This is a genomic window from Janibacter sp. GS2 (assembly GCF_051200835.1).
Classification (GTDB): Bacteria; Actinomycetota; Actinomycetes; order Actinomycetales; family Dermatophilaceae; genus Janibacter.
The window spans coordinates 906,595-929,635 of record NZ_CP195161.1; the positions used below are offsets into that span (position 1 = coordinate 906,595).

At 71.8% G+C, this 23,041-nt stretch carries 28 protein-coding genes; 17 read left to right on the plus strand and 11 right to left on the minus strand.

The annotated features are described in order from the left end of the window. Window positions 1-36: 36 nt before the first annotated feature. Genes ACR9E9_RS04440 through ACR9E9_RS04460 form a run of 5 tightly spaced genes read right to left on the minus strand, consistent with a single transcriptional unit; the run spans window position 37 to window position 5,568 of the window. Window positions 37-702 (minus strand): haloacid dehalogenase type II, encoded by a 666-nt coding sequence (locus tag ACR9E9_RS04440; protein WP_435202093.1) that lies wholly within the window; start codon window positions 700-702, stop codon window positions 37-39. 27 nt (window positions 703-729) lie between these two features. Further along, a complete protein-coding gene (locus ACR9E9_RS04445; protein ID WP_435202095.1) occupies window positions 730-1,680 on the minus strand; it encodes an NUDIX hydrolase in 951 nt (316 codons plus the stop codon). A 2-nt stretch (window positions 1,681-1,682) separates the two neighbouring features. Then, a complete protein-coding gene (locus ACR9E9_RS04450) occupies window positions 1,683-3,965 on the minus strand; it encodes an RNA degradosome polyphosphate kinase (RefSeq protein WP_435202097.1) in 2,283 nt (760 codons plus the stop codon). Window positions 3,966-3,970: 5 nt separating this feature from the next. Beyond that, window positions 3,971-4,864 carry a mycothiol synthase gene (mshD, locus tag ACR9E9_RS04455; protein WP_435202099.1) on the minus strand — a complete coding sequence of 298 codons (894 nt, stop codon included), beginning with the start codon at window positions 4,862-4,864 and terminating at the stop codon, window positions 3,971-3,973. Continuing rightward, window positions 4,861-5,568 carry a winged helix-turn-helix transcriptional regulator gene (locus ACR9E9_RS04460; RefSeq protein ID WP_435202101.1) on the minus strand — a complete coding sequence of 236 codons (708 nt, stop codon included), beginning with the start codon at window positions 5,566-5,568 and terminating at the stop codon, window positions 4,861-4,863. The genes mshD and ACR9E9_RS04460 overlap by 4 nt, the downstream gene beginning before the upstream one ends. Window positions 5,569-5,611: 43 nt before the next feature. Here ACR9E9_RS04460 and ACR9E9_RS04465 point away from each other — a divergent pair, with 43 nt between their 5' ends. Continuing rightward, entirely contained in the window at window positions 5,612-6,448 is an 837-nt protein-coding gene (locus ACR9E9_RS04465) for a hypothetical protein (protein ID WP_435202103.1), read from the plus strand. Window positions 6,449-6,460: 12 nt separating this feature from the next. On the opposite strand, the gene ACR9E9_RS04470 is transcribed toward ACR9E9_RS04465, so the two are convergent. Beyond that, window positions 6,461-6,829, minus strand: a complete 369-nt coding sequence (locus ACR9E9_RS04470; RefSeq protein ID WP_435202105.1) for a DsrE family protein — start codon at window positions 6,827-6,829, stop codon at window positions 6,461-6,463. 59 nt (window positions 6,830-6,888) lie between these two features. Between ACR9E9_RS04470 and ACR9E9_RS04475 the strand changes: the two genes are divergently transcribed. Continuing rightward, window positions 6,889-7,383: an FABP family protein gene (locus tag ACR9E9_RS04475; RefSeq protein ID WP_435202107.1), complete on the plus strand. Its 495-nt coding sequence runs from the start codon at window positions 6,889-6,891 to the stop codon at window positions 7,381-7,383. A 16-nt stretch (window positions 7,384-7,399) separates the two neighbouring features. On the opposite strand, the gene ACR9E9_RS04480 is transcribed toward ACR9E9_RS04475, so the two are convergent. Then, the gene (locus ACR9E9_RS04480; RefSeq protein WP_435202109.1) at window positions 7,400-8,407 is read right to left on the minus strand and encodes an LCP family protein; all 1,008 of its coding nucleotides are present in this window, start codon (window positions 8,405-8,407) and stop codon (window positions 7,400-7,402) included. A gap of 45 nt (window positions 8,408-8,452) precedes the next feature. On the opposite strand from ACR9E9_RS04480, the gene ACR9E9_RS04485 reads away from it, so the two are divergent. The 8 genes from ACR9E9_RS04485 to ACR9E9_RS04520 all read left to right on the plus strand — a co-directional run bounded on the left by ACR9E9_RS04485 (window position 8,453) and on the right by ACR9E9_RS04520 (window position 13,426). Next, entirely contained in the window at window positions 8,453-8,884 is a 432-nt protein-coding gene (locus ACR9E9_RS04485) for a Fur family transcriptional regulator (protein ID WP_435202111.1), read from the plus strand. Beyond that, window positions 8,881-9,900: a YgfZ/GcvT domain-containing protein gene (locus ACR9E9_RS04490; protein ID WP_435202113.1), complete on the plus strand. Its 1,020-nt coding sequence runs from the start codon at window positions 8,881-8,883 to the stop codon at window positions 9,898-9,900. The genes ACR9E9_RS04485 and ACR9E9_RS04490 overlap by 4 nt, the downstream gene beginning before the upstream one ends. 100 nt (window positions 9,901-10,000) lie before the next feature. Continuing rightward, window positions 10,001-10,648 carry a helix-turn-helix domain-containing protein gene (locus ACR9E9_RS04495; protein WP_435202115.1) on the plus strand — a complete coding sequence of 216 codons (648 nt, stop codon included), beginning with the start codon at window positions 10,001-10,003 and terminating at the stop codon, window positions 10,646-10,648. Continuing rightward, entirely contained in the window at window positions 10,645-11,259 is a 615-nt protein-coding gene (locus ACR9E9_RS04500) for a hypothetical protein (RefSeq protein WP_435202116.1), read from the plus strand. The genes ACR9E9_RS04495 and ACR9E9_RS04500 overlap by 4 nt, the downstream gene beginning before the upstream one ends. A 33-nt stretch (window positions 11,260-11,292) precedes the next feature. Then, window positions 11,293-12,282 carry an asparaginase gene (locus tag ACR9E9_RS04505; protein WP_435202118.1) on the plus strand — a complete coding sequence of 330 codons (990 nt, stop codon included), beginning with the start codon at window positions 11,293-11,295 and terminating at the stop codon, window positions 12,280-12,282. Beyond that, the gene (dtd, locus tag ACR9E9_RS04510; RefSeq protein WP_435202120.1) at window positions 12,279-12,707 is read left to right on the plus strand and encodes a D-aminoacyl-tRNA deacylase; all 429 of its coding nucleotides are present in this window, start codon (window positions 12,279-12,281) and stop codon (window positions 12,705-12,707) included. Before ACR9E9_RS04505 ends, dtd begins: the two co-directional genes overlap by 4 nt. 9 nt (window positions 12,708-12,716) lie before the next feature. Next, window positions 12,717-13,013 (plus strand): DUF2516 family protein, encoded by a 297-nt coding sequence (locus ACR9E9_RS04515; protein ID WP_435202122.1) that lies wholly within the window; start codon window positions 12,717-12,719, stop codon window positions 13,011-13,013. A gap of 47 nt (window positions 13,014-13,060) precedes the next feature. After that, window positions 13,061-13,426: a phosphomannose isomerase type II C-terminal cupin domain gene (locus ACR9E9_RS04520; protein ID WP_435202124.1), complete on the plus strand. Its 366-nt coding sequence runs from the start codon at window positions 13,061-13,063 to the stop codon at window positions 13,424-13,426. Here the strand turns inward: ACR9E9_RS04520 and ACR9E9_RS04525 are convergent. Continuing rightward, window positions 13,414-14,235 carry a class I SAM-dependent methyltransferase gene (locus ACR9E9_RS04525; protein WP_435202126.1) on the minus strand — a complete coding sequence of 274 codons (822 nt, stop codon included), beginning with the start codon at window positions 14,233-14,235 and terminating at the stop codon, window positions 13,414-13,416. The genes ACR9E9_RS04520 and ACR9E9_RS04525 overlap by 13 nt on opposite strands. 107 nt (window positions 14,236-14,342) lie before the next feature. Between ACR9E9_RS04525 and mshA the strand changes: the two genes are divergently transcribed. The 3 genes from mshA to ACR9E9_RS04540 all read left to right on the plus strand — a co-directional run bounded on the left by mshA (window position 14,343) and on the right by ACR9E9_RS04540 (window position 16,997). Continuing rightward, complete coding sequence (mshA, locus tag ACR9E9_RS04530; protein ID WP_435203574.1) at window positions 14,343-15,584, plus strand: D-inositol-3-phosphate glycosyltransferase; 1,242 nt, start codon at window positions 14,343-14,345, stop codon at window positions 15,582-15,584. Continuing rightward, window positions 15,581-16,075 carry a YbjN domain-containing protein gene (locus ACR9E9_RS04535; RefSeq protein ID WP_435202128.1) on the plus strand — a complete coding sequence of 165 codons (495 nt, stop codon included), beginning with the start codon at window positions 15,581-15,583 and terminating at the stop codon, window positions 16,073-16,075. The genes mshA and ACR9E9_RS04535 overlap by 4 nt, the downstream gene beginning before the upstream one ends. A 190-nt stretch (window positions 16,076-16,265) precedes the next feature. Further along, window positions 16,266-16,997 carry a phosphoglyceromutase gene (locus ACR9E9_RS04540; protein ID WP_435202130.1) on the plus strand — a complete coding sequence of 244 codons (732 nt, stop codon included), beginning with the start codon at window positions 16,266-16,268 and terminating at the stop codon, window positions 16,995-16,997. Window positions 16,998-17,140: 143 nt separating this feature from the next. Here the strand turns inward: ACR9E9_RS04540 and phoU are convergent, their stop codons facing one another. Continuing rightward, window positions 17,141-17,821: a phosphate signaling complex protein PhoU gene (phoU, locus tag ACR9E9_RS04545; protein ID WP_435202132.1), complete on the minus strand. Its 681-nt coding sequence runs from the start codon at window positions 17,819-17,821 to the stop codon at window positions 17,141-17,143. 155 nt (window positions 17,822-17,976) lie between these two features. On the opposite strand from phoU, the gene ACR9E9_RS04550 reads away from it, so the two are divergent. Then, complete coding sequence (locus ACR9E9_RS04550) at window positions 17,977-19,143, plus strand: sensor histidine kinase (RefSeq protein WP_435202134.1); 1,167 nt, start codon at window positions 17,977-17,979, stop codon at window positions 19,141-19,143. After that, entirely contained in the window at window positions 19,143-19,823 is a 681-nt protein-coding gene (locus ACR9E9_RS04555; RefSeq protein ID WP_435202136.1) for a response regulator, read from the plus strand. Before ACR9E9_RS04550 ends, ACR9E9_RS04555 begins: the two co-directional genes overlap by 1 nt. Window positions 19,824-19,836: 13 nt before the next feature. Here ACR9E9_RS04555 and ACR9E9_RS04560 read toward each other — a convergent pair whose 3' ends face one another. After that, window positions 19,837-20,343 (minus strand): hypothetical protein, encoded by a 507-nt coding sequence (locus ACR9E9_RS04560; RefSeq protein WP_435202138.1) that lies wholly within the window; start codon window positions 20,341-20,343, stop codon window positions 19,837-19,839. A gap of 406 nt (window positions 20,344-20,749) precedes the next feature. Here ACR9E9_RS04560 and ACR9E9_RS04565 point away from each other — a divergent pair, with 406 nt between their 5' ends. Together ACR9E9_RS04565 and ispD are read left to right on the plus strand one after the other, a co-directional pair. Continuing rightward, a complete protein-coding gene (locus tag ACR9E9_RS04565; RefSeq protein WP_435202140.1) occupies window positions 20,750-21,232 on the plus strand; it encodes a CarD family transcriptional regulator in 483 nt (160 codons plus the stop codon). 47 nt (window positions 21,233-21,279) lie between these two features. Further along, window positions 21,280-21,957: a 2-C-methyl-D-erythritol 4-phosphate cytidylyltransferase gene (gene ispD / locus ACR9E9_RS04570; protein WP_435202141.1), complete on the plus strand. Its 678-nt coding sequence runs from the start codon at window positions 21,280-21,282 to the stop codon at window positions 21,955-21,957. Here ispD and ACR9E9_RS04575 read toward each other — a convergent pair. Then, window positions 21,899-23,029, minus strand: coding sequence for an NAD(P)-binding domain-containing protein (locus ACR9E9_RS04575; protein WP_435203576.1), 1,131 nt, complete (start codon window positions 23,027-23,029; stop codon window positions 21,899-21,901). The genes ispD and ACR9E9_RS04575 overlap by 59 nt on opposite strands. Window positions 23,030-23,041: the final 12 nt, after the last annotated feature.

Genomic DNA, 23,041 nt, shown 5'->3' on the forward strand with positions numbered 1-23,041 from the left:
TGGCCGCCTCCGACCGGACGGGGGTCTGACCCCGACTCAGGTCAGCTGATCGGCGAGGCCGGCCAGGGACCCCGCCCGGAGACCGGGAGCGGTGAAGTACTCCGGGTAGGGACCCCCTTCGCGGTTCACCCAGGCCGTGTCCAGGCCCGCCCGGGCGGCCCCGTCGATGTCCCAGGGATGGACGGCCACGAGCATCGCGTCCCCGGGGCCCACGCCGCACTCCTGCAGTGCGTACGCGTAGGCCTCGGGGGCGGGCTTCCATCGGCCGGCGTCCTCCACCGACAGGAGTCGCTCGAAGTGCTCACGGATCCCGGCGCGCTCGAACAGACCCTCGGCCACGGACGCGGACCCATTGCTCAGGCTCACCAGCCGGATCCCGAGACCCCGCAGCGCCCGGACGCCGTCAGGGACGTCGGGATGCACGGGGAGCTCGGCGAACCCGCCCATGATGTGGGAGACCGCGTCCGCGCTCTCGCGGTTCAGCGGTGTCCCGTGGAGGCTGACCCGCAAGGACTCGGCAGCGATGTGGGCGAACGCGTCGCTGGAGTCCACGGCGGTCAGCGCGAAGCCGTCGCGCAGCAGGCCGGCGAACCAGCTGGTCGCGACGTGGGCCGGGGCGCCGACATCGGTGAATCGCTGCGCCAGGCCGGACATGTCCGACAGCGTCTCGTTGACGTCGAAGATCAGCACGCGGGGTGACATGTCCATCACCGTAGTCCTCGACGACGCTCAGACGGGGTCACGCGGGTCGTACCGCTCGACGGCGACCACCCGCGCATCGTCTCCGGTGCCGATGAGGTGGGCCAGCACGGTCTCCCCCTTCGCCAGGTCACCGGTGAGCAGGTCCTCGGGGCCACGGCGGGCGGCGCCCTCGAGGTCGGGGTCCAGCCGCTCGCGCAGCTGCGCGACGAGAGCCGGCAGGACCGTTCCGTGGCTGCACAGGGCGGCCGGGGCGCCGCGCTCGAGCAGACGCTGCAGATGTCGGCCCGCCCGGGCCGGGTCCTGCTCGTGGCCCTCCTCCGACAGACCCGGCTTGAGGCGCAGCCGTGCGCCACCGTGCCGGGCGAAGGGGGCGAGGGTGTCCCGGGCGCGGGCGGAGGGGCTCGTCACCAGGCGGGTGATGCCGTAGGCGTCCAGCAGGGGGACCAACCCGGCCGCCTGGTCCCGCCCCCGATCATCCAGTGGTCGCAGCGCGTCCTCGGCGGTCCACGACGAGCGAGGGCACGCCTTCGCGTGCCGCACCAGCGCGAGCGGCCACGTCGAGAGCCGACCGCGCGTCTCGGCGGCGACGAGGGCCTCGATCTGGGCGCGGTCGTGCGCGTACGTCAGGCGGGCCGTCGCGGCGTCGGTCTCGAGCCAGGCGACCTCGTCGACCTCGTGGACGAGCTCACCATCGCCCCCGACCACCTCGGCGGCCCAGTAGCGGACCTCCTTCGCGGTCGGGTGGCCGTTCCCGGCGACCGTGTACGTCGTCGTGGGCAGGGGGTGGCCGAGGCGGACGCGCAGACCGGCCTCCTCGAGGGTCTCCCGGGTCGCGGCGGCGGGGAAGGTCTCGCCCCGATCGAGCTTGCCCTTCGCCCACGACCAGTCGTCGTAGCGCGGACGGTGGACGAGGGCGACCTGGAGGCGACCACGCCGACGGCGCCAGGGCAGGGTGCCGGCGGCCAGGACCGTGGCCATGGTCAGCGCCGGGCCTTGCGGCGGCGCTTGGCGTGCATGGCGATGAGCGCCGCGTGGATGTCCGGGAGCGGCTGGCCGTCCGAGGACTGGTGGACGCGCGTCCACCGCCCGTCGCCCGCGAGCGACCAGTGGGCGTAGTCAGCGGACATGGCGCGCTCGACCAGGTCGAAGATCTGGTGGACGTGGCTCGGCTCGACGATGCGCACGAGGGCCTCGACCCGTCGGTCGAGGTTGCGGTGCATGAGGTCGGCGCTGCCGATCCACGCCTCGCGACCCTCACCCCGGCCGAAGAGGAAGATCCGGGAGTGCTCGAGGAAGCGCCCGAGCACGGAGTGGACCCGGACGTTCTCGCTCAGCCCGTCGACCCCCGGCCGGATCGTGCAGATGCCCCGGACCCAGACGTCGACGGGTACCCCGGCCGTGCTGGCCCGGTAGAGGGCGTCGATCGTCTGCTCGTCGACGAGCGAGTTGACCTTGACGCCGATGTACCCGTCGCCGTGGCGTTCCTGGCGCGCGATCTGCTTGTCGATGCGCTCCAGGAGGCCGTCGCGGATGGTCCGGGGGGCGACGAGCAGCCGCTTGAACTTGCTGCGCGGGGCCAGGCCGGAGAGCTGGTTGAACAGCCGGGTGAGGTCCTGACCGACCTCCGGGTCGGAGGTGAGGATCCCCATGTCCTCGTACAGGCGGGCCGTCTTGGGGTTGTAGTTGCCGGTACCGACGTGGCAGTAGCGCTTGACCCCGTCGGGCTCCTGGCGCACGACGAGGGCGAGCTTGCAGTGGGTCTTCAGCCCGACGATGCCGTAGACGACGTGGACCCCGGCGTGCTCGAGCTTGCGGGCCCACTCGATGTTGTTCTGCTCGTCGAAGCGGGCCTTGATCTCGACGACGGCCAGGACCTGCTTGCCGGCCTCGGCGGCATCGATGAGGGCGTCGACGACCGGGCTGTCACCGCTCGTGCGGTAGAGGGTCTGCTTGATCGCGAGCACGTGCGGGTCGGCCGCGGCCTGCTCGATGAAGGCCTGCACCGACGTCGAGAAGGAGTCGTACGGGTGGTGCAGCAGCACGTCGTGCTTGGCGATCCGGCCGATGAGGTCGGCCGCCTTGGACGACTCCGCGGGGGCGAGGTCGGCGTTGGTCCGGGCGACGAAGGGGGGATAGTGCAGGTCCGTGCGGTCGATGTCGGCGATCTCGTTGAGACCCCGCAGGTCGAGCGGAGCGGGCAGTCGGTAGACCTCCTCGTCGGTGACCCCGAGCTCGCGGCTGAGCAGCTCCATGACGTGGTCGTCGAGATCCTCCTCGACCTCGAGGCGCACCGGTGGGCCGAACCGGCGCCGGGTCAGCTCCTTCTCGAGCGCGGCGAGCAGATTTTCCGCGTCGTCCTCCTCGACCTCGAGGTCCTCGTTGCGGGTGACCCGGAAGGAGTAGTGCTCGTGCACCTCCATGCCGGGGAAGAGCTGGTCGAGGTGGGCGGCGATGACGTCCTCGAGGGGGACGAACTGGGCCTCGAAGAGGTCCGAGGTGACCGAGGCATTCGCCCGGCGCACCTGGAGGAAGCGCGGGAGCGAGGGCGGCATCTTGATGCGCGCGAAGTGCTCCTTGCCCGTCTTGGGGTTGATGAGGATGACCGCGAGGTTGAGCGAGAGCCCCGAGATGTACGGGAAGGGGTGGGCCGGGTCGACGGCCAGCGGTGTGAGCACGGGGAAGATCTCGGTGCTGAAGAGGTCGCCGAACCGCTCCTGCTCCGCCTCCTCGACATCGCTCCAGCGCACGATGCTGATGCCCTCCTCGACGAGGGCGGGCCGGACGCTGTCCTCGAAGATCGACGTCTGCATCATCGTCAGGTCGTGGGCGACCTTCGAGATCTGCTCCAGGACCTCGCGCGGCTCCAGGCCGGAGGAGCTGCGCACCGCGATGCCGGTGGCGATCCGGCGCTTGAGGCCGGCGACGCGGACCATGAAGAACTCGTCGAGGTTGCTCGTGAAGATCGCGAGGAAGCGGGCCCGCTCGAGCAGCGGGACGCTCTCGTCGGCGGCGAGCTGGAGCACCCGCTCGTTGAACTGCAGCCAGCTGAGCTCCCGATCGAGGTACCGGTCGACGGGCAGGTCGGGAGCATTCGACTCCTCCTGCGGGGACACCCGCACGAAGCGGCCGTTGGCCGACCGGGGGCGCAGCTCGTCGGTCGTCGCCGGGGAGGACGAGGAGATCGTCACGTCACCGGTCTGGGCCGCGCCGCGTCGGCGCTCGAGGGCCGGTCGTCGGGCGGGGGACGAGGACGAGGCCGACATGCCCGTCATCCTTCCACGTGGCCGTGAACCCCGGGTGAATACATGACGTGGACTGCCTTGCGCTCGAAGCCGGCCCGTCGGTAGGTGGCCAGCGCCGGGTCGTTGTCGCCCTCGACGTAGAGCTCGACCTCCCGGACGCCGCGCCGGGCGAGGTGGGCCAGCCCGAGGCGGGTCAGCGGACCGCCGAGGCCCCGGCCGTGGAGGTCGGGGTGCACGCCGACGACGTAGACCTCGCCGATGTCGCCGTCCGGCGGGTCGATCTTCGTCCAGTGGAACCCGGCGAGACGCTCGGGGTCCTCGTCCTCGAGCAGGATGAGGCCCTGCGCCTCGAACCACGGCTGCGCCATCCGCTCGGTGAGCCCGTCGCGGTCGAGGTCGCCCTGCTCGGGGTGGTCGACGAAGGCGGCCGCGTTGACCGCGAGCAGTGCCGCGTCGTCGCGCCCGGGCTCGAAGGCCCGGTGGGTCACCCCGCTCGGCAGGACGGGATCGACCTCGTCGCCGTCCTCGACGGGTCGGGACAGGACGAGGAGCTCACGCACGACCCCGAGTCCGAGGCGGGCCGCGAGGGCGCGGGAGGCGGGGAGGTCCCCGTGGGCCCAGGGGTGGCTCTGCGGGTGTCGCTGCAGGAGCGCGCCCAGCAGGGCGGCGCCGACCCCCTTCGCGCGGGCGGGCGGGTCGACGAAGAGCTCCGCGGAGCCGTCCGGCGCCACCTGCGCGTAGCCGAGGAAGCCCCCTTCGTCCGCCGCGAGGAGGTGCTCGCCGTCGCGGGGGAGGGCGAGGAGGAAGGCCTCGCTCAGGGGAGCGACGTCGTCGGCGCGGGTGGCGGCCTCGGCCGCGGCCCGCACGGTCGTGAGCTGCTCGGGGGACAGGCTGGCGAAGGGAGTGACCTGGGTCGTCATGTCATCACGGTCTCATCGACGTCCTGGCCGCCCTCGTCCCGGGAGGGGACGAAGCGGTAGCCGACATTGCGCACGGTCCCGATGAGCTGCTCGTACTCGCTCCCGAGCTTGGCGCGCAGGCGCCGCACGTGGACGTCGACCGTGCGGGTGCCGCCGTAGTAGTCGTAGCCCCAGACCTCCTGGAGGAGCTGGGCGCGGGTGAAGACCCGCCCGGGGTGCTGGGCGAGGTACTTCAGCAGCTCGAACTCCTTGTAGGTGAGGTTGAGCAGCCGGGAACCGAGACGGGCGGAGTAGCTGTGCTCGTCGATGACCAGCTCGCCGGCGATGATCCGCTCGTCCTCCTCGTCGAGTGCGGGGGAGCGCGTCACCGCCAGCCGCACCCGAGCATCGACCTCCGCCGGGCCGGCGGTGTCGAGCAGGACGTCCTCGACGGCCCACTCGGCGTTGACCGCGACGAGCCCGCCCTCGGTGAGGACGGCGATCACCGCGATGGAGGTGCCGGTGGCCCGGATGACCCGGCACAGCGAGCGGGCCTGGGACAGCTCGCGGCGGGCGTCGACGAGGACGACATCCGCCTCGGGGGCGCCGAGGAGCGCGGAGGCGTCGGCGGGGAGCGTGCGCACCGTGTGGCCGAGCAGCCCCAGCGCCGGGACGACCGCGGCGCTGGGCGCCAGGTCGTTCGTCAGCAGCAGGAGTCTGGCCATCGCCCCCCAGAATAAGCGCACGCGGCCCGATACCCTCCCCCTCGTGACGTCTTCAGCCCCCTCCGAGCAGCCGACCCGGGCCTCCCGCCACGCACCAGGCGAGAGGGCGCGCACCGTCGATCCCGCGACCCCGGCCATTCGGCCCCGTCCGCTGGTCGTCGCCGGAGCCGTCGTCGCCGCACTCGCGCTGGCGGGGGCGGCCGCCAGCGGCGAACGGGTGATCGAGGTCATCACGGTCGTCCTCGGCGGCCTCGTCGTCGCCGTGGGGTGGCCGCGGCTCGTGCGATCGCCCACTCCCGTGGGGTCGTCCGCCGTCCTCGCCGTCACGGCGTTGGCGCTCGGGGGAGCGCTCCTCGCGCAGGACTCCGAGCCCTTCCTCGAGCAGGTCCCGGCGGCGGTCGCCGTCGGGATCATCGCGATGTGCCTCCACCCGCTCGTCCAGGCCTCCGCGCGTGCTGACCTGGCCCGCGGGCTCGCCGGTACCGCCCTCGGGGTCGTCATCATCGCCTGCGGCGGCGTGCTCACCAGCACCGTGCCGCACGGAAGCAGCCCGGTCGTCGTCGCCGGGATCGCCCTGGCCGTCGCGGCGCTGGTCGACCTGCTGACCGAGCGCCCCCGCAGCGCGGCGTGGATGGTCCCGACGGGGATGCTCGTCGGCGGCATCGCCGCGCTCCTCGCCCACTGGCTCATCGACGGGGAGTCGGCCCCGTGGGCCGCGCTCGTGGGCGTCGTCGGGGCCGGGGCGGCGCTCTCCCTTCGCCGGGCGACGTCGCAGCAGCCGGCGATCGACGGTGTGCCCGGGGCGGTGGCCGCCGGCGTGGCCTCGGTCCTGCTCGTCGGCCCACTGCTCCACCTCGTCTCGCGCCTGCCCGTCAGCTGAGCGGCGGGACGGTCAGTAGACCAGCGCTCGGGTCCCCTCGGCCATGGTCTCCTCGACGAAGGACGCCGCACCGGCGATCCGGGCCCCCTCGACGAGGTCGCTCGCCCGGAGTCCGCGCCGCCGGGCGCACTGCGTGCACACGGTGACGGTGCCCACCTGGAGCACCGTCGCGACGAGGTCCGCCAGCGGCGCGGAGTGCTCGAGCGACGGGAGGTCCGCTCCGGCCGTGGCGACGAGCGTGGCGTCCCCGGTGAGCCAGAGGGAGACCTCCAGGTCCGAGGCGGCAGCGGTGGCAGCGACCGTGAGGCCCTGGGCGAGGCGCTCGAGGGACTCCTCCTGCGGGCCGTGGGTGATCTTGACGACGAGGCGCGATGCGGTCATGGCCCGATCATCCCGCCCGAGCGGATGGCGCGCAGCAGTGGGCCGCCTAGGATGTGCGGGTGTTCACCCTCGACCCCACGATCCATCCGGACATCGCACCCCTCGCCTGGCTCGTCGGCCGTTGGGAGGGTGCCGGAGTCCTCGGCTACCCGACGATCGAGTCGGCGAACTTCGGTCAGGAGCTCATCGTCAGCCACGACGAGCGGGCCCACCTCAGGTGGGAGAGTCGCACGTGGATCCTCGACGAGCTGGGCGAGAAGGTGCGCCCGGCCGGGACCGAGCTGGGCTTCTGGCGCCCCGGCGGCGAGGGCCACGCCGAGCTGCTGCTCACGCACCCGACCGGGTACGTGGAGATGTACTACGGCACCGTCGAGCCGGGCCGGATCGAGCTGCACACGGACGGCGTGATCCGCAGCCCCCAGGCCAAGGAGTACACCGCCGCCACGCGGATGTACGGCCTCGTGAACTCCAACCTCATGTGGGTCATGGACATGGCGGCCGTCGGGCAGCCGATGACGAGCCACCTCTCCGCGGAGCTCAAGCGGGTGGAGTGACCTCCGCCGTCGGGGGTCAGCCCGACGAGTCGTCGTAGCCCTCGAGGTCGTCGGTGCGCAGGGCATCGCTGAGCTCGTCCATGCCCTGCTCGTCGAGGATGTCGATCGAGGCACCCTCGGAGGTCGTCCCGTATCCGCTGAAGGGTGCGGTGATGAAGTGGATGTCCTCGCCACGGGCCGAGCGCAGGCCGATGGCCTCACGACGGATCGTCCCGGACGTGAGGTCGTTGTCGACGACGGTGTGCTCGGTCCCGGCATCGATGACCTGGTTGAGCTTGCTCGGGTTGAGCAGCACGCCCGGGGTGAGGGTCTTGCTCATGATGCCCTTGAGCCAGGCCTGCTGCCGTTGACCGCGCGAGATGTCGCCCTCCTCGAGCGTCTTGCGCTCGCGGACGTACTCCAGCGCGGTGTCGCCGTCGAGCTCGGTGGCTCCCGCGGGGTACTTGGGGCTGGCCTGCGCGTTGTCGACGGTGACGCCGCCGAGGGCGTCGGTGAGCTCCTGGAAGCCCTCGAAGTCGGTCTGGGCCACGTGGTCGATCTTCACACCGACGAGGTCCTGGATCGTCTGCACGAGCAGGGGCGACTTGCCGTAGGCGTAGGCGGCGTTGATCTTGTCCTCGCCGTGGCCGGGGATCGGCACGTAGAGGTCGCGGGGGAAGTGGATGATCCAGATGTTGTCCTTGGCCTCGTCCACGTGGACGAGCTGGATCACGTCGGCGCGGCCCCCGTCCCCGGGGCGGGCGTCGGACCCGATGAGCAGGTAGTTGTCCCCGGCGTCGTCGACGAGCTTCTCGCCCTGGCTCGAGGTCTTCTGGTCCCGCGCCTCGCCGAGGAGGTTCTCGTGGGCGAGGTTGCGGTCGACCTTGCTGCTGAGGAACCAGCCGTAGCCGCCGATGCCGACGACGACGAGCAGCACGAGGGCGAGCACGGACACGAGGATCCGCCGGCCCCGGCCCATCCGTCGTCGGGTGCGCCGCGGCGGGTGGGTTGACTCATCGGTGGAGTCGTCGAATTCCTCGAGCATGGCCACAGAGTAGGGCCCACGAGCGGCGGGCCGTAGATTAGGGCCATGGACGACCCGGGTGAGGTGTTGCGCCGACACGGTCTGCGCATGACCGAGCAGCGCCGCCGTGTGCTCTCGGCGCTCACCCGGCGCTCGCACCTCACCCCCGATGCCATCGTCGCGCTGGTGGGCTCCGACGGAGGGCCACAGCTGCCCCCGTCGACGATCTACCGGACCCTCGATGCCCTCGAGGAGGTCGGCCTCGTCGAGCACACCCACCTGGACCACCGTGCGCCGACCTACCACCGGGCCGGCCGCCACGGCCACCTGCACCTGCGCTGCCGCTCGTGCGGGCGCGTGGTCGAGGTCGACCCGGCCTTCGCCGAGGACTTCACCGAGCGCTTGCGCGGGGAGACCGGCTTCGACGCCGACCTGACCCACATGGCCATCCACGGCCACTGCGCCGAGTGCGCCACCGACACCGAAGGAGGGGCATGACCGCCTCACCACTGCTACAGGCCCCGGGCGCCGTCCCGGGCGACGGGATCGACGCGGGAGTCGCTGCCCACTACGGCGACCCGATGCGCGAGCAGCGACTGCTGGCCGAGGGGCTCGGCGTCGTCGACCTCTCCCACCGCGACGTCGTCACCGTCTCCGGACCCGACCGGCTGACCTGGCTGCACTCGTTGACCTCCCAGCAGCTGAGCGGCCTGCCGCCGCGCACCTCGGTGGAGTCGCTCGTGCTCACGCCGAAGGGCCACGTCGAGCACGCACTGCACGTCGTCGACGACGGGGAGCGGACCTGGCTGAGTGTCGAGCCGGGCACGGCGCCGGCCCTGACGGCCTGGTTGGACTCGATGCGATTCATGCTCCGCGTCGAGGTCGAGGACGTGTCCGAGCGATATGCCGTCCTCGGGGAGAGCGTCGACCGTGAAGGGGTCGAGGGCGAGCCGCCGACGTGGCTCGACCCCTGGCCCCGGGTCGTCGGTGACACGGCGACCTACGGTCCGCCGGCCGAGGAGCACCCGGGTCGGGACCGGCGGTGGCGCGAGGTCATCGTCCCGGCCGACGGGGTCACTGCCGCGGTCGGGGACCGCGAGCTCGTCGGGACCTGGGCCGCCGAGGCCCTGCGCGTCGCCGCCTGGCGGCCGCGTCTGGGAGCCGAGACCGATCACCGCACGATCGCCCACGAGGTGGACTGGCTGCGCACCGCCGTGCACCTGCACAAGGGCTGCTACCGCGGTCAGGAGACGGTCGCCCGGGTCCACAACCTCGGTCGGCCGCCCCGGCGGATCGCCTTCCTCCACCTCGACGGCTCGGGGCACACGCTCCCCGAGGCCGGAGCCGAGGTCCTCCTCGGGGACAAGGTCGTCGGGCGGGTCACGTCCGCCGCTCGGCACCACGAGGACGGACCGATCGCGCTGGCGGTCCTCAAGCGCAACACCGACGCGCAGGTGGACCTCCTCGTCGCCCCGACCATCTCCGCCGCCCAGACCGAGATCGTCCCCCGCTGAGACGAGGGCGGGGCCGGCCTGGTCGGGGTGGCGCGAGATCTCGGTCACAAGTGCTGCCCCCAGCTTGCAAACTGCTAACTGAGGCAAGCACACTGGGGTCATGTCGAAGAATCCGTTGGACGCCCTCCCGGGCAACCTGGGCAACAGCCTCGGTGACTACTTGCGAGAGCAGCGCCTGACCAAGAAGCTGTCCGTGCGGCAGTTGTCTGCCCTCGCCGGGGTCTCCAACCCCTACCTCTCCCAGATCGAGCGCGGGGTGAAGCGCCCGAGCGCCGACATCCTCCAGCAGATCGCCAAGGGGCTGTCCATCTCGGCCGAGACCCTCTACGTCCAGGCGGGTCTCCTCGACCCCAAGGACGCCGCCGCGGAGGCGGGCGCCACCACCCGGGCCGCCATCGGCACCGACCCGGCGCTCACCTCGCGCCAGCGCCAGACCATGCTCGACATCTACGAGTCCTTCGTCGGCGGCGCGACCGCCACGAAGGGCGCCGCGGAGCCGGCCCGGCCGACGCCCCGGTCCCGAGCCGCCCGCAAGGCGGCCAAGGAGACCGGCGGTGCCGCCGAGACGACGGCTCCCACCCCGACCGCGCCGGCCACGGCAGCGAAGCAGACCACCGCGAAGAAGACCGCGGCCACGAAGAAGAGCTCGTCGACGACGCCGGGCTCGAAGAAGACCACCCCGGCGACCCGCGCCCCGCGGGGGACCACGTCCTCGTCCACGAAGAGCACCTCAAGGAGAAACTCATGAGCGTCACCACCACTGTCAAGAAGGTCGTCACCGACCAGACCTACGCCACCGTCGGAGCCACCGACCTCGCCGTCGAGACCTTCCGCGGCTACACCGGCCAGATCGCCTCCCTTCGCTCCGAGCTGGAGCCGAAGAAGGTCCAGGCCCGCGTCAAGGCCGCCCCGACCGAGGCGCAGAACTACTACAACGACCTTGCCAAGCGCGGCGAGGACCTCGTCACCCGGATGCGCAAGCAGAAGGCGACCCAGGACCTCGTCGACCAGGCCGAGTCCACGGTCGCGCTGGGCAAGGGTGTCGTCACCACGGTCCGCAAGGCCGTCGCCGACGTCGAGCGCTCGGCCAAGGCCACGCTGACCATCGGTCGCAAGGAGGCCGCCAAGGCCGCGGACGCGGTCGTCGACTCCGTCGACGTCGACACCGACAAGGCCACCCAGGCCGTCGCCGGCTCCGCCAAGCGGACCGCCAGCGCCGCCAAGGGCACCTCCACCACGACGAAGAAGGCCGCGACCCGCACCCGCACCGCGACCAAGTCGACCGCCACCTCCGCGAAGAAGACCGCCGCGAAGACCACGAAGGCCGCCGACAAGGCTGCCGACAAGGTCGGCGACTGACAGTCCCACCGGCTGCCCGGTAGCCTCCGGCGGGTGACCGCCCAGGCTTCCACCCCCGTCAGCCTCGACGAGGCCCCCGTGCTGGTCCATGTGACCCGCGGGGGCTTTGTCGAGTCCGCCCACCGAGCGACGCTCGTCGCGACCGAGCCCTCCGGAGGGACCCCCCTTCGTCACGGGCGCGTCGACGACCCCGTCCTGCCGCGCTCCTCGCTCAAGCCCCTCCAGGCTCTCGCGATGGTCCGTCACGGCCTCGACCTGCCGCCGCACCTGCTCGCGCTCGTCTGCTCGAGCCACTCCGGCGAGGAGGTGCACCGCGAGGGCGTGGGCGAGATCCTCGCCACCGTCGGCCTCGACCTCGGTGCCCTGCAGAACACCCCGGCCCTGCCGCTGGGCGAGCTCGAGCACGCCCGCTGGCTCGCCGCCGGCGACCGCCCGGCCCCGGTGGCCCAGGACTGCTCCGGCAAGCACGCCGGCATGCTCGTGACCTGCATCCTCAACGACTGGTCGACACAGGACTACCTCGACCCCGGGCACCCGCTCCAGCAGGCGATCCGCAGCACCACCGCTGACGTGATCGGCCCGGTCACCCACACGACCATCGACGGCTGCGGAGCGCCGCTCTTCGCGGTCCCGCTGAGTGGGCTCGCCGCGTCCTTCGGGATGCTGGCCGCCGCGGACGAGGACACCGACGAAGGGCGGGTCGCGACCGCCATGCGCACCGCACCGCACATGGTCGGCGGCAGCGGCCGGGACGTCACCGCCTTCATGGAGTCCGTCCCTGGCCTCATCGCCAAGGACGGCGCCGAGTCCGTCTACGCGGCCGGTCTCGCCGACGGTCGCGGCGTCGCGATGAAGGTGAGCGACGGAGCCCCCTTCGCCCGGGCCCGCCGCGGCCTCCTCGCCCACGCGTTGCTCGCCCTCGGCGTCGAGACGAGCGGTCTGCGAGAGCTCGCCGACCAGCCCGTGCTCGGCCACGGCCGCCCCGTCGGGGCCGTCGAGGTGCTGCCCCTGGCCGACCGGTGAGGACGGTCCTGCAGCGCGTGACCTCGGCGCGGGTGCGCGTCGACGGCGAGACCGTCGGCGAGATCGGTGCCGGTCTCGTCGCGCTCGTCGGTGTGGCCCACGACGACGGGCCGCAGGAGATCGCGACGACCGTGCGCAAGATCGCCGACCTGCGGATCATGTCCGGGGAGACCTCGGTGGCCGACAGCGGCGGGGAGGTCCTCGTCGTCAGCCAGTTCACCCTCCACGCCGACGTGCGCAAGGGCCGCCGTCCCTCCTGGGGTGCCGCGGCGCCCGGCGCCGTCGCGGAACCCCTCGTCGAGGGCGTGGCCGCCGGCCTGCGCGAGCGCGGGATCCCCGTGGCGACCGGGCGATTCGGGGCCGACATGGCGGTGGACATCCACGGCGACGGGCCGGTGACGCTCGTCGTCGACGTGCCCGCCTAGGCTGGCCGCGTGCAGATCATCAGTGAGCTCCAAGGATGGATCATCCTCGGCCTGGGGCTCCTCGCCCTCGGCGCCGAGGTCTACGCGCTCCTCCACGCGGTGCGTCAACGTCCGGATGCCTTCGTCGCGGCCGGCAAGCAGACCAAGACCTTCTGGGTCGCTGCACTGGCCATCGCGACGCTCCTCGGCTTCGCCGTCCTGGGCGGTGGCTTCGGGATCCTCGCGATCATCGGGATCGTCCTCGCCGGCGTCTACCTCGCGGACGTGCGTCCGGCCATCGACTCGATCATGGGCAGGCGGCGCTGAGTCAGGGCACAATGCTCGGGACAGCACCGAGCGAAGGGGGGACTTTCGTGACCACCGTGCCCGACCCGAGGGGGTCGATCCAGCAGTCCCAGCGGCCCTGGGGCGGCTTCCAGCAGTTCACCGTCAACGAGGCGACGACGGTGAAGATCATCACCGTCGAGCCCGGTCAGCGGCTGTCCCTGCAGACCCACGAGCACCGGGCCGAGCTCTGGCAGGTCCTCGACGGCCCGCTCGACGTCACCGTGGGTGAGCAGGCGTGGCGCGCGCAGCCGGGCGAGCAGGTGTGGATCCCGCGGGGCTCGGTCCACCGACTGGGCAATCCCACCCAGGTCCCCGGACGGGTGCTGGAGATCGCCTACGGCGAGTTCGACGAGGACGACATCGTGCGCCTCGGGGACGACTACCAGCGCTGAGCCAGCGGCCCGGACCGCGGTGCGACGAGCGACCACGGCACGGTGAGCTCACCCAGTCGCCACCGGTCCGCCCCACCGATCACCGCACGGTCGGCGGCGACCTCGCCGAAGGCCGCCACCGCCTGCTGTCGTGCCCCGTACGCAGCGAAGGGCAGGGCCCGTCGCCACGCGTCGTCGAGCCGGGTGAGCAGGGCGTGGACGGGTTCGCCCGGGACGTTGCGGTGGATCAGTGCCTTGGGCAACCGCTCCGCGACGACCGAAGGGAGTCGCTGCGCACTGAGGTCGCGCAGCCGCCAGGACAGGGTCAGGGTGCGCGGGCCCTCCGGACCCAGGGTGATCCAGCTGCCGAGCCGCCCGAGCTCGTCGCAGGTGCCGTCGATGACGATGCCCCGGTCGTCGAGACGCGCGGCCATCGCGCGCCAGGGCGCCCGGACCCGGCTCTCGTCGTACTGCCGCAGCACGTTGAAGGCGCGCACCACCCGGGCCCGCGCGCCGTCCGGGAGCGGGACCTCGAAGCCCCCGAGCGCGAAGTCCACCCCCGGGCCGGCCCAGGCCTGGGCACCCTCGACCCGGGCGGGGTCGATCTCGAGACCGATCACCTGCGCGTCGCGGCGTACCGGGCGCACCCGCTGGGCCCACTCGGCCGTCGTCACCCCGCTCGCCCCGTGGCCGAGGTCGACGAGGACGGGGGACGCCCCCTTCGTCAGGACCGCGCGCTGGGTCGCCAACAGCCAGCGGTCGCACCGACGCAGCCGGTTGGCGTTGGTGGTCCCGCGCGTGATGGTCCCGACGGGGCGCTGGGTGGGCACCCGGGCAGCGTAGGCCGTCACCGGTCGGAACTAGGCTGGGGGCCGTGCGACGTGACGAGCGACCGACGGGCGACCCCGTGAGCAGCCAGTCGATCCGCCGCGTGGCGATGATCAGCGTGCACACCTCGCCCCTGGCGCAGCCGGGGACCGGAGACGCCGGCGGTCTCAACGTCTACGTCGTCGAGTCGGCCCGGCAGCTGTCCGAGCGAGGGGTCGAGGTGGAGATCTTCACCCGGCGCACCGCGGCCGACCTGCCGGACACCGTCGAGCTGTCCCCGGGGGTGCTCGTGCGGCACGTCGACGCCGGGCCCTACGAGGGGCTCGTCAAGGAGGACCTGCCGGGACAGCTGTGCGCCTTCGCGGCGGGGATGATGCGCGAGATCGCCCGGGTCCCGCCGGGTCACTACGACCTGGCGCACTCGCACTACTGGCTCTCCGGGCAGGTGGGCTGGCTCGTGGCGGAGCGGTGGCAGGTCCCGCTCGTGCACACCATGCACACGATGGCCCGGGTGAAGAACCGTCAGCTCGCGGCGGACGACGTCCCCGAACCACCGGGACGCGAGATCGGCGAGGCCCAGGTCGTCGACATCGCCGACCGGCTCATCGCCAACACGGACGCCGAGGCGGACGAGCTCGTGGAGTACTACGAGGCCGATCCCGACCAGGTCGTCGTCGTGCCGCCCGGGGTCGACCTCGAGCGCTTCGTCCCGGGGGACCGCGACGAGGCGCGCTCGCGGGTCGACCTGCCCCAGGACGCGCTCGTGCTGCTCTTCGTCGGTCGGATCCAGCCACTCAAGGGGCCCGACGTGCTCGTCCGCGCCGCCGCCGAGCTCCTCCGGGAGCGGCCGGAGCTGCGGGAGCGGCTCGTCGTCGCGGTGCTCGGTGGAGCCTCCGGCCGCGGGCTGGCCGCCCCCGACCGTCTGCGCGATCTCGGGGAGGAGCTCGGCGTCGGTGACGTGCTCCACCTCGCGCCGCCCGTGGGCCGGGCGGAGCTCGCCGACTGGTACCGCGCCGCCGACGTCGTCGCGGTCCCCTCCCACACGGAGTCCTTCGGTCTCGTCGCAGTGGAGGCGCAGGCCAGCGGAGCGCTCGTCGTCGCGGCGAACGTCGGCGGACTGCGCACGGCCGTCGGGGACGGGGGCGTCCTCGTCGACGGCCACGACCCGACGGTGTGGGCCAAGGAGCTGGGCCGGCTCCTCGACGACCCGCAGGAGGCGACGCGACTGCGGGAGCGGGCGCGGGAGCGGGCCCAGGGATTCGGCTGGTCGGCCACGGTCGACAAGCTCCTCGACGTCTACGCTGATGCGGTGTCCGAACGAGCACAGGTACCCGCGGAGGTGGCCGGATGAAGGACCGTCAGCAGGCCCTCGACGTCGTCCGGGAGGTCATCGCCGAGGCCGAGATCGAGCACGAGAGCGGCACCAGGGACGGAGAGCTCGTCGTCACCCTGCCGGGGGAGAAGAAGCTCAAGACCGTGGCCTCGCTCGTCGTGGGTGAGCAGGCCCTGTCCGTCTCGGCCTTCGTCATCCGCAACGCCGACGAGAACCACGCCGAGGTCTACCGCTTCCTGCTGCGGCGCAACCTGCGCATGCCGCTCCTCGCGTACTCCATCGACGGCTCCGGTGACGTCTACGTCGGGGGACGGATCCCCCTTCGCGCCGTGACCCCGCAGCTCGTCGACCAGGTGCTCGGGGTGCTGCTCGAGGCCGCGGACGAGCCCTTCAACGAGCTGCTCCTCCTCGGCTTCCGCAGCTCGATGCAGAAGGAGTGGGACTGGCGCGTCTCGCGCGGTGAGTCGCTGCGCAACCTCGAGGCCTTCCGGTCGGTCCTCGAGCGCTGAGCACAGCGGCGCCGGCCGACGGGCACGCGACCCGTGGTCGTTCGTTCCTCACTCCCTGAGTCGGGCCGCATCCCCATCACACAGCGGTGCCGGCCGACGGGCACGCGGCCCTTGGTCGTTCGTTCCTCACTCCCTGAGTCGGGCCGCATCCCCATCGGCCAGCACCTGGTCCCGTCGTTACGCTTGCCCCATGTCGACTCTGATCCTGCTTCGCCACGGCCGCTCCGACTGGAACGATAAGAACCTCTTCACCGGGTGGGTCGACGTCGACCTCATCGACAGGGGCCGACAGGAGGCCGTCCGCGGCGGCCAGCTGATGAAGGAGGCCGGCGTCCTGCCCGACGTCGTCCACACCTCGGTCCTGCGCCGGGCCATCACCACCGCCAACCTCGCCCTCGACGCCGCCGACCGGCACTGGATCCCGGTGCGCCGCGACTGGCGCCTCAACGAGCGCCACTACGGCGCCCTCCAGGGGCTCGACAAGGCCTCGACCCGCGAGAAGTACGGCGAGGAGCAGTTCATGCTCTGGCGCCGCAGCTTCGACACCCCTCCGCCGCAGATCGACCCCGACGACGAGTTCGCCCAGACCGACGACCCGCGGTACGCGGGCATCGAGGTGCCCCGCACCGAGTGCCTCAAGGACGTCATCGAGCGCTTCATGCCCTACTGGGAGGGGCCGATCCGCGAGGACCTCGCCGCCGGTCGCACGGTGCTCGTCACCGCCCACGGCAACTCGCTGCGCGGTCTCGTCAAGCACCTCGACGGCATCAGCGACGAGGACATCGCGGAGCTGAACATCCCCACCGGCATGCCGCTCGTCTACGACCTCGGCGAGGACTTCATGCCCACCCGGCCCGCCGAGTACCTCGACCCCGAGGCCGCCGCGGCCGAGGCCGCGAAGGTCGCGAACCAGGGCAAGTAGGCCGCTCCCGGCCGCTCCCGCCCGGGACCGCCCGGGACCGCGCGAGGGAAGGGGGTCTGCCCTTGGACCTCGTTCCTCGGTCCTTGAGTCGGGCAGACCCCCTTCCTCGCGCGCTCAGATCCCCTGCGCCTGCCCTTGCGCGCTCAGATCCCGTCGTCGACGTCGAGGGGGTCCTCCTCGACGCCGTCGAGCGTGCCGGTGACGAGGAAGCGGACGCGGCGGGCCACGGTCACGGCGTGGTCGCCGAAGCGCTCGTAGTAACGGCTGAGGAGCGCGACGTCGACGGCGGCAGTGCTGCCGTGCTGCCAGGTGCCCTCGGCGAGGAGCGCGAACATCGAGCGGTGGAGCTCGTCGAGCTGGTCGTCGATCTCCTCGATGTCACGGGCACCCTCGAGGCTCTGCGTGACGATGATGTCGGCCACGCGGGCGACGATCTCCTCGGCGACCCGACCCATGTGGAGGAAGGAGTCGCGCATCTCGTCGGGGACGGCGCACTTGGGGTAACGCAGCCGGGCGACCTTCGCGACGTGGCGGGCGAGGTCGCCCATGCGCTCGAGGTCGCCGGACATGCGCATCGAGGTGACGATGGTGCGCAGGTCGCTGGCGACCGGCGCCTGGCGCGCCAGGAGGTCGACCGACTTCAGGTCGAGCTGGTTGCGCCGGTCGTCGATCTCCTGGTCGGCCTCGATGACCTGGTCGGCGAGCTGGACGTCGGCCTCGAGCAGGGCCGAGGTCGAGTGGTGGATCGCCGAGCCGACGAGGGTGGCGAGGTCGACGAGGTCGTGTGCCACCTGGTCGAGCTCGTCGTGGAAGGCCTGACGCATGGATCCTCTTTCAGTTCGTGCGGACGCGGTATCTGAGGCATTCAACTCTGGTCCCGTGAACGTCGCTGGGCGCCCAGATGAACATCGCGAAGCACACCCCCCGAGGACCGTGCCTCGGTCCCAGCATGCCTCACGAGAGAAGTACTCTCGATGTCGTGGAGCCAACGACCGCGGCAATTCTGGGTGGCCTAGCCGGCCTGCTCATCGGATTCCTCGTCTGGGCCGCGATCACCATGAGCGACCGTGAGCGGGCGAGCGAGCCCGAGTCGGAGCCGGAGGTGCCGCGCGGCGTCGGGGACGTCCTCGCCGTGCTCCGCTCCTCGGGCGTGGTCCTCGACCTCGAAGGTCACGTGAGCACCACCTCCCCGGCTGCGGTGACCTACGGTCTCGTGCGCAACCAGCGTCTGGTGCACCCGCAGATCGTCGAGATGGTCGAGCGGGTCGCCCGCGACGGCGTGATCCGCGAGGCCCAGCTGGAGCTGACCCGCCAGGGGCTGAACTCCACGGTCTTCGTGTCCGCGCGGGTCGCCCCCCTCGGCGCCAACCACCTGCTCCTGCTCGTCGAGGACCAGACGCAGGGACGGCGGGTCGAGGAGACCCGCCGCGACTTCGTCGCGAACGTCAGCCACGAGCTCAAGACGCCCGTCGGAGGGATCTCGCTGCTCGCGGAGGCGGTCATGGACGCCAAGGACGACCCCGAGGCCGTCTTCCGCTTCGCCCGGCGGATGCAGAGCGAGTCGGTGCGCCTGGGCAGTCTGATCAAGGAGATCGTCGAGCTCTCCCGGCTCCAGGGCACACCGGTGCTGCAGGACCCGCAGCTCGTCGACGTCGAGGACGTCGTCCAGCTCGCGCTCGAGCACGTGCGCATCGAGGCGGAGGCGAAGGAGATCACCCTGACCGACAAGGTCTCCGACGAGCTCTACGTGCGCGGCGACGAGGACATGCTCATCACCGCGGTGCGCAATCTCGTGGGCAATGCCATCGCCTACTCCGACGGTGGTACCGCCGTCGGAGTAGGCGCTCGCCTGCACGAGGGCACCGTCGAGATCGCCGTGACCGACCAGGGCTCCGGTGTCCCGGAGGCCGAGCAGTCACGGATCTTCGAGCGCTTCTACCGCATGGACGCCGCCCGCTCCCGCGCCACCGGCGGCACCGGGCTCGGCCTGTCGATCGTCAAGCACATCTGCGCCAACCACGGTGGCGACGTGCGGGTGTGGAGCGATGGCACGCACGGGTCGACCTTCACCATCCGCCTTCCCGTCGCCGCCGAGTCGCTCGATGAGAAACTCACGCCGTCAACCACCACTAAGGAGAACCGCTGATGACACGCATCCTCGTCGTCGAGGACGAGGTGTCCTTCTCGGACCCCCTGTCGTACCTGCTCGAGAAGGAGGGGTACGTCGTCGAGGTCGCCGAGAACGGTCCTGACGCCATCACCGCCTTCGACGGAGAGGGTGCTGACCTCGTCCTGCTCGACCTCATGCTCCCGGGCCTGTCCGGCATCGACGTCTGCCGGGCGATCCGGCAGCGGTCGAACGTGCCGGTCATCATGCTCACGGCCAAGGACGGGGAGATCGACAAGGTCGTCGGCCTGGAGATCGGCGCCGATGACTACGTCACCAAGCCGTACAGCTCGCGCGAGCTGCTGGCACGCATCAAGGCGGTGTTGCGTCGCAACAACGAGCCGGAGGAGTTGGTGCCCGCGACCGTCGAGGGCGGGCCGGTGCGCATGGACGTCGACCGTCACGTCGTCGCCGTGAGGGGTACCCAGGTCCAGCTACCGCTCAAGGAGTTCGAGCTGCTCGAGATGCTGCTGCGCAACATCGGTCGGGTGCTCACCCGCGTCCAGCTCATCGACCGGGTGTGGGGCAGCGACTACGTGGGTGACACCAAGACCCTCGACGTGCACATCAAGCGGCTGAGGGCGAAGGTCGAGTCCGACCCCGCCAGTCCGGTGCACATCGTCACCGTCCGCGGACTCGGCTACAAGTTCGAGGCCTGAGGCCGACCGGCCGTCAGTGCTCCTCGGCCTCCGGCGCGCTCGGGGTGGGCGGAGCCGTGTAGCCCTTCGGCGCGAACTCCTCGTAGTAACCGGTCGGGGCGACGACCGGCACGTCCACGGGGACGCTCTGGTCGCCGATGCCCACCTCGACGCCGGTCATGTCCCCGGCGCCGTCCTTGACCTTCTTCAGCGTGAGGTTCTTCTCCCCGAGGGTGATCAGCGTGTTCGGGGGGACCGTGGTCGAGGCCTTGCTCCCGCCAGCGGAGATCGTGAAGGTGATCTTCTGGTTCGTGGTGTTCTCCACGGCGCCGGTGACGGTGGCCTCGCCACCCGCCTCGCCGCCGACGAGGGCGATGTTGTTCACCTCGGCACCGTCCAGGCCGTTGACGGCGACACCGTCGGCGATGGACTGCGTCTTGGCCGTCTGGAAGGGGGAGTTGACCGAGCAGCCGGCGGCGCCGGCAGCCAGGACGACAGCCACGGCGAGGGCCTGACCACGGGTGCGGAGAGTCTGCTTCACGCGCCACATCGTACCGGGGGTGCGGACGTGATCAGCGCTGCCCCTCGGACGGGGATTGCGACGGCGGGTGGACAGGGGTGGCCCGACCCAGGACGACGGATCGATGGAGCGGCCCTTGGGCTTCGTCCCTCAGCCCTGAGTCGGGCCGCCCCATCGATCCGTCGTCCAAGGGCCGCCCCTGTCCACCGGAAAGGCTCGGCTGAGCCAACCTGACGGCGTTGGTCGCACCTGTGTCCCGCTGTGTCGGGACACAGGTGCGTGCATGGCCGTCAGGCGCGCGGTCGGAGACACCCCTGTCCGCTGCCATCCTCGACGCACGCGCGGGGGCATTCTGGTGGTGAGGCTCGCCTGTGCGACCCACGACACGCCGTGATATTCTGGGAGTCGCGAAAGGGGAAATCTCCACATGGTTTTCAAGGTCGGTGAGACGGTCGTGTACCCCCACCATGGGGCTGCTCTGATCGAAGAGATCAAATTCCGAAAGATCAAGGGCGAGGAGAAGCAGTACCTCAAGCTCAAGGTGGCCCAGGGTGACCTGACCATCGAGGTGCCCGCCGAGAACTGCGATCTCGTGGGTGTCCGCGATGTCGTGGGCAAGGAGGGTCTGGACCGGGTCTTCGAGGTGCTGCGCCTGCCGCACGCCGAGGAGCCGACCAACTGGTCCCGCCGGTACAAGGCCAACCTCGAGAAGCTGGCCTCCGGTGACGTCATCAAGGTCTCCGAGGTCGTGCGCGACCTCTGGCGCCGTGAGAAGGACCGCGGCCTGTCCGCGGGGGAGAAGCGGATGCTCGCCAAGGCGCGCCAGATCCTCGTCTCCGAGCTCGCGCTCGCCGAGAAGACGGACGAGGACAAGGCCGAGGTCATCCTCGACGAGGTCCTCGCGTCCTGAACCAGCACTCGCTGCAGCACCCGATCGACGCCCACACCGCATCCGGTGTGGGCGTCGTCGTCGTGGCCGCCGGGTCGGGCACGCGGTTGGGCGCGGACCGACCCAAGGCCTTCGTCGAGCTCGCGGGTGCCACCCTGCTGCACCACGCCGTGCGCGGTGTGCTCGCCTCGGGGCCGGACGAGGTCGTGGTGGTCGTCCCGGAGGTCCGCGTCGCGGAGGCGCAGTCGGCCATCCGGTCGCTCGTCGGGTCCGGACCGGCCACGACCACCGTGGTCCCGGGTGGAGCCGAGCGCACCGACTCCGTGGCCGCCGGTCTTGCCGCGCTCTCCCCGGCCGTCGACGTGGTCCTCGTCCACGACGCCGCCCGGTGCCTCACCCCGGTGGAGGTCTTCGAGCGGGTCCTGGCGGCGCTCGCCCTGGGGGCGAAGGGAGCCATCCCCGGGCTGCCCGTGGTCGACACGATCAAGGTCGTCGACGCCGGCGGGATGATCACCGACACCCCGCGGCGGTCCTCCCTTCGCGCCGTGCAGACCCCGCAGGGGTTCGACCGCGAGGTGCTCGCCGCGGCTCACGCCTCGGGATCCACCGCCACCGACGACGCCGCGCTCGTCGAGGCGCTCGGACACGGCGTGGTCGTCGTCGAGGGTGACGAGCGGGCCCTGAAGATCACGACTCCCGAGGACCTGGCCCGGGCGGAACGCCTGCTGGGGTCGACCCGGGACTGAGCCCACGTCGGACCGCCAGCGCCGCGGCCCGACCTGCCCGGTTGCCACCGATGGTGCTGGCCGAGGGGCCGTAGCCGACGAGCTGGACCCGCGGGTCCAGCGCGCTGGTCACCGATGTCTGGACGTCGCGGGTGCCGGGCAGCAGCGCGATCCCGCCCGCGGGACTGCGCAGGCGAAGGGGCGCGAGGTGGCGTACGGCGGGACGAAAACCGGTGGCCCAGAGGATGGCGTCGGCCCTCTCGAAGCTCCCGTCGGCCCACCGCACCCCGTCCCGTTCGAGACGCTCGAACATCGGCCGACGCCGCTCGTAGACGCCCGTCCGCGCCGCCGCCAGCTCCTGGGGGCGCAGCCGCAGACCGGTCACCGAGACGATGCTCGCGGGGGGCCGGCCCTCCCGGACGCGCCGCTCGACGGCCTCGATCGCCTCCCGGCCGGAGAACCGCCCTTCGCTCCACACCGGCTCACGCCGCGTCACCCACTGCACCTCGGCGATCGGCGCGATCTCCCCGATGAACTGCACGGCCGAAGCGCCGCCCCCGACGACGACGACCCGCCGACCGCGGAAGTGCTCGCTGCCCGGGTAGGCGACGGTGTGCCACTGCTCGCCGGCGAAGTCGCGCTGGCCCGGATAGCTCGGGACGAAGGGGTGGGTCCACGTGCCAGTGGCGTTGATGAGCGTGCGGGTGACCCAGGTGCGCTCCCCGGCGTGCACGACGAGCAGACCGTCCTCGTCGGTGACGGTGTCGACGCGCACCGGGCGCAGGACGGGAAGCTCGTGGGTCTGCTCGTACTCGTCGAACCACTCGGCCACGACCTCGTTGGCGCGCTCCCCGGAGCCTCCCGGTGCGGGCGCATCCGGCAGGTCGGCGACCCCGTGGACGTCGTCCATGGACAGCGAGTCCCACCGGTGCTGCCAGGCGCCCCCGGCGTGGTCGTTGGCGTCGAGGACGACGTGCTCGATGCCCAGACGACGCAGGTGGAAGGAGCTCGACAGGCCCCCCTGCCCCGCGCCGATGACGACGGACTCGTGGATGTGCACGCCGGGTCCAACGCCGGGGGCGCCGTCGTCCATCCCGCCCGACTG

Coding starts and splice junctions, on each gene's coding strand:
- ACR9E9_RS04450 (WP_435202097.1), bottom strand. CDS start 3,965: ATGTCGGCCTCGTCCTCGTCCCCCGCCCGACGACCGGCCCTCGAGCGC.
- ACR9E9_RS04460 (WP_435202101.1), bottom strand. CDS start 5,568: ATGGCCAGACTCCTGCTGCTGACGAACGACCTGGCGCCCAGCGCCGCG.
- ACR9E9_RS04565 (WP_435202140.1), top strand. CDS start 20,750: ATGGTTTTCAAGGTCGGTGAGACGGTCGTGTACCCCCACCATGGGGCT.
- ACR9E9_RS04500 (WP_435202116.1), top strand. CDS start 10,645: ATGAGCGTCACCACCACTGTCAAGAAGGTCGTCACCGACCAGACCTAC.
- ACR9E9_RS04495 (WP_435202115.1), top strand. CDS start 10,001: ATGTCGAAGAATCCGTTGGACGCCCTCCCGGGCAACCTGGGCAACAGC.
- ACR9E9_RS04470 (WP_435202105.1), bottom strand. CDS start 6,829: ATGACCGCATCGCGCCTCGTCGTCAAGATCACCCACGGCCCGCAGGAG.
- mshD (WP_435202099.1), bottom strand. CDS start 4,864: ATGACGACCCAGGTCACTCCCTTCGCCAGCCTGTCCCCCGAGCAGCTC.
- mshA (WP_435203574.1), top strand. CDS start 14,343: ATGATCAGCGTGCACACCTCGCCCCTGGCGCAGCCGGGGACCGGAGAC.
- ACR9E9_RS04440 (WP_435202093.1), bottom strand. CDS start 702: ATGTCACCCCGCGTGCTGATCTTCGACGTCAACGAGACGCTGTCGGAC.
- ACR9E9_RS04575 (WP_435203576.1), bottom strand. CDS start 23,029: ATGGACGACGGCGCCCCCGGCGTTGGACCCGGCGTGCACATCCACGAG.
- phoU (WP_435202132.1), bottom strand. CDS start 17,821: ATGCGTCAGGCCTTCCACGACGAGCTCGACCAGGTGGCACACGACCTC.
- ACR9E9_RS04555 (WP_435202136.1), top strand. CDS start 19,143: ATGACACGCATCCTCGTCGTCGAGGACGAGGTGTCCTTCTCGGACCCC.
- ACR9E9_RS04480 (WP_435202109.1), bottom strand. CDS start 8,407: ATGCTCGAGGAATTCGACGACTCCACCGATGAGTCAACCCACCCGCCG.
- ACR9E9_RS04540 (WP_435202130.1), top strand. CDS start 16,266: ATGTCGACTCTGATCCTGCTTCGCCACGGCCGCTCCGACTGGAACGAT.
- ACR9E9_RS04490 (WP_435202113.1), top strand. CDS start 8,881: ATGACCGCCTCACCACTGCTACAGGCCCCGGGCGCCGTCCCGGGCGAC.
- ACR9E9_RS04535 (WP_435202128.1), top strand. CDS start 15,581: ATGAAGGACCGTCAGCAGGCCCTCGACGTCGTCCGGGAGGTCATCGCC.
- ACR9E9_RS04445 (WP_435202095.1), bottom strand. CDS start 1,680: ATGGCCACGGTCCTGGCCGCCGGCACCCTGCCCTGGCGCCGTCGGCGT.
- ACR9E9_RS04485 (WP_435202111.1), top strand. CDS start 8,453: ATGGACGACCCGGGTGAGGTGTTGCGCCGACACGGTCTGCGCATGACC.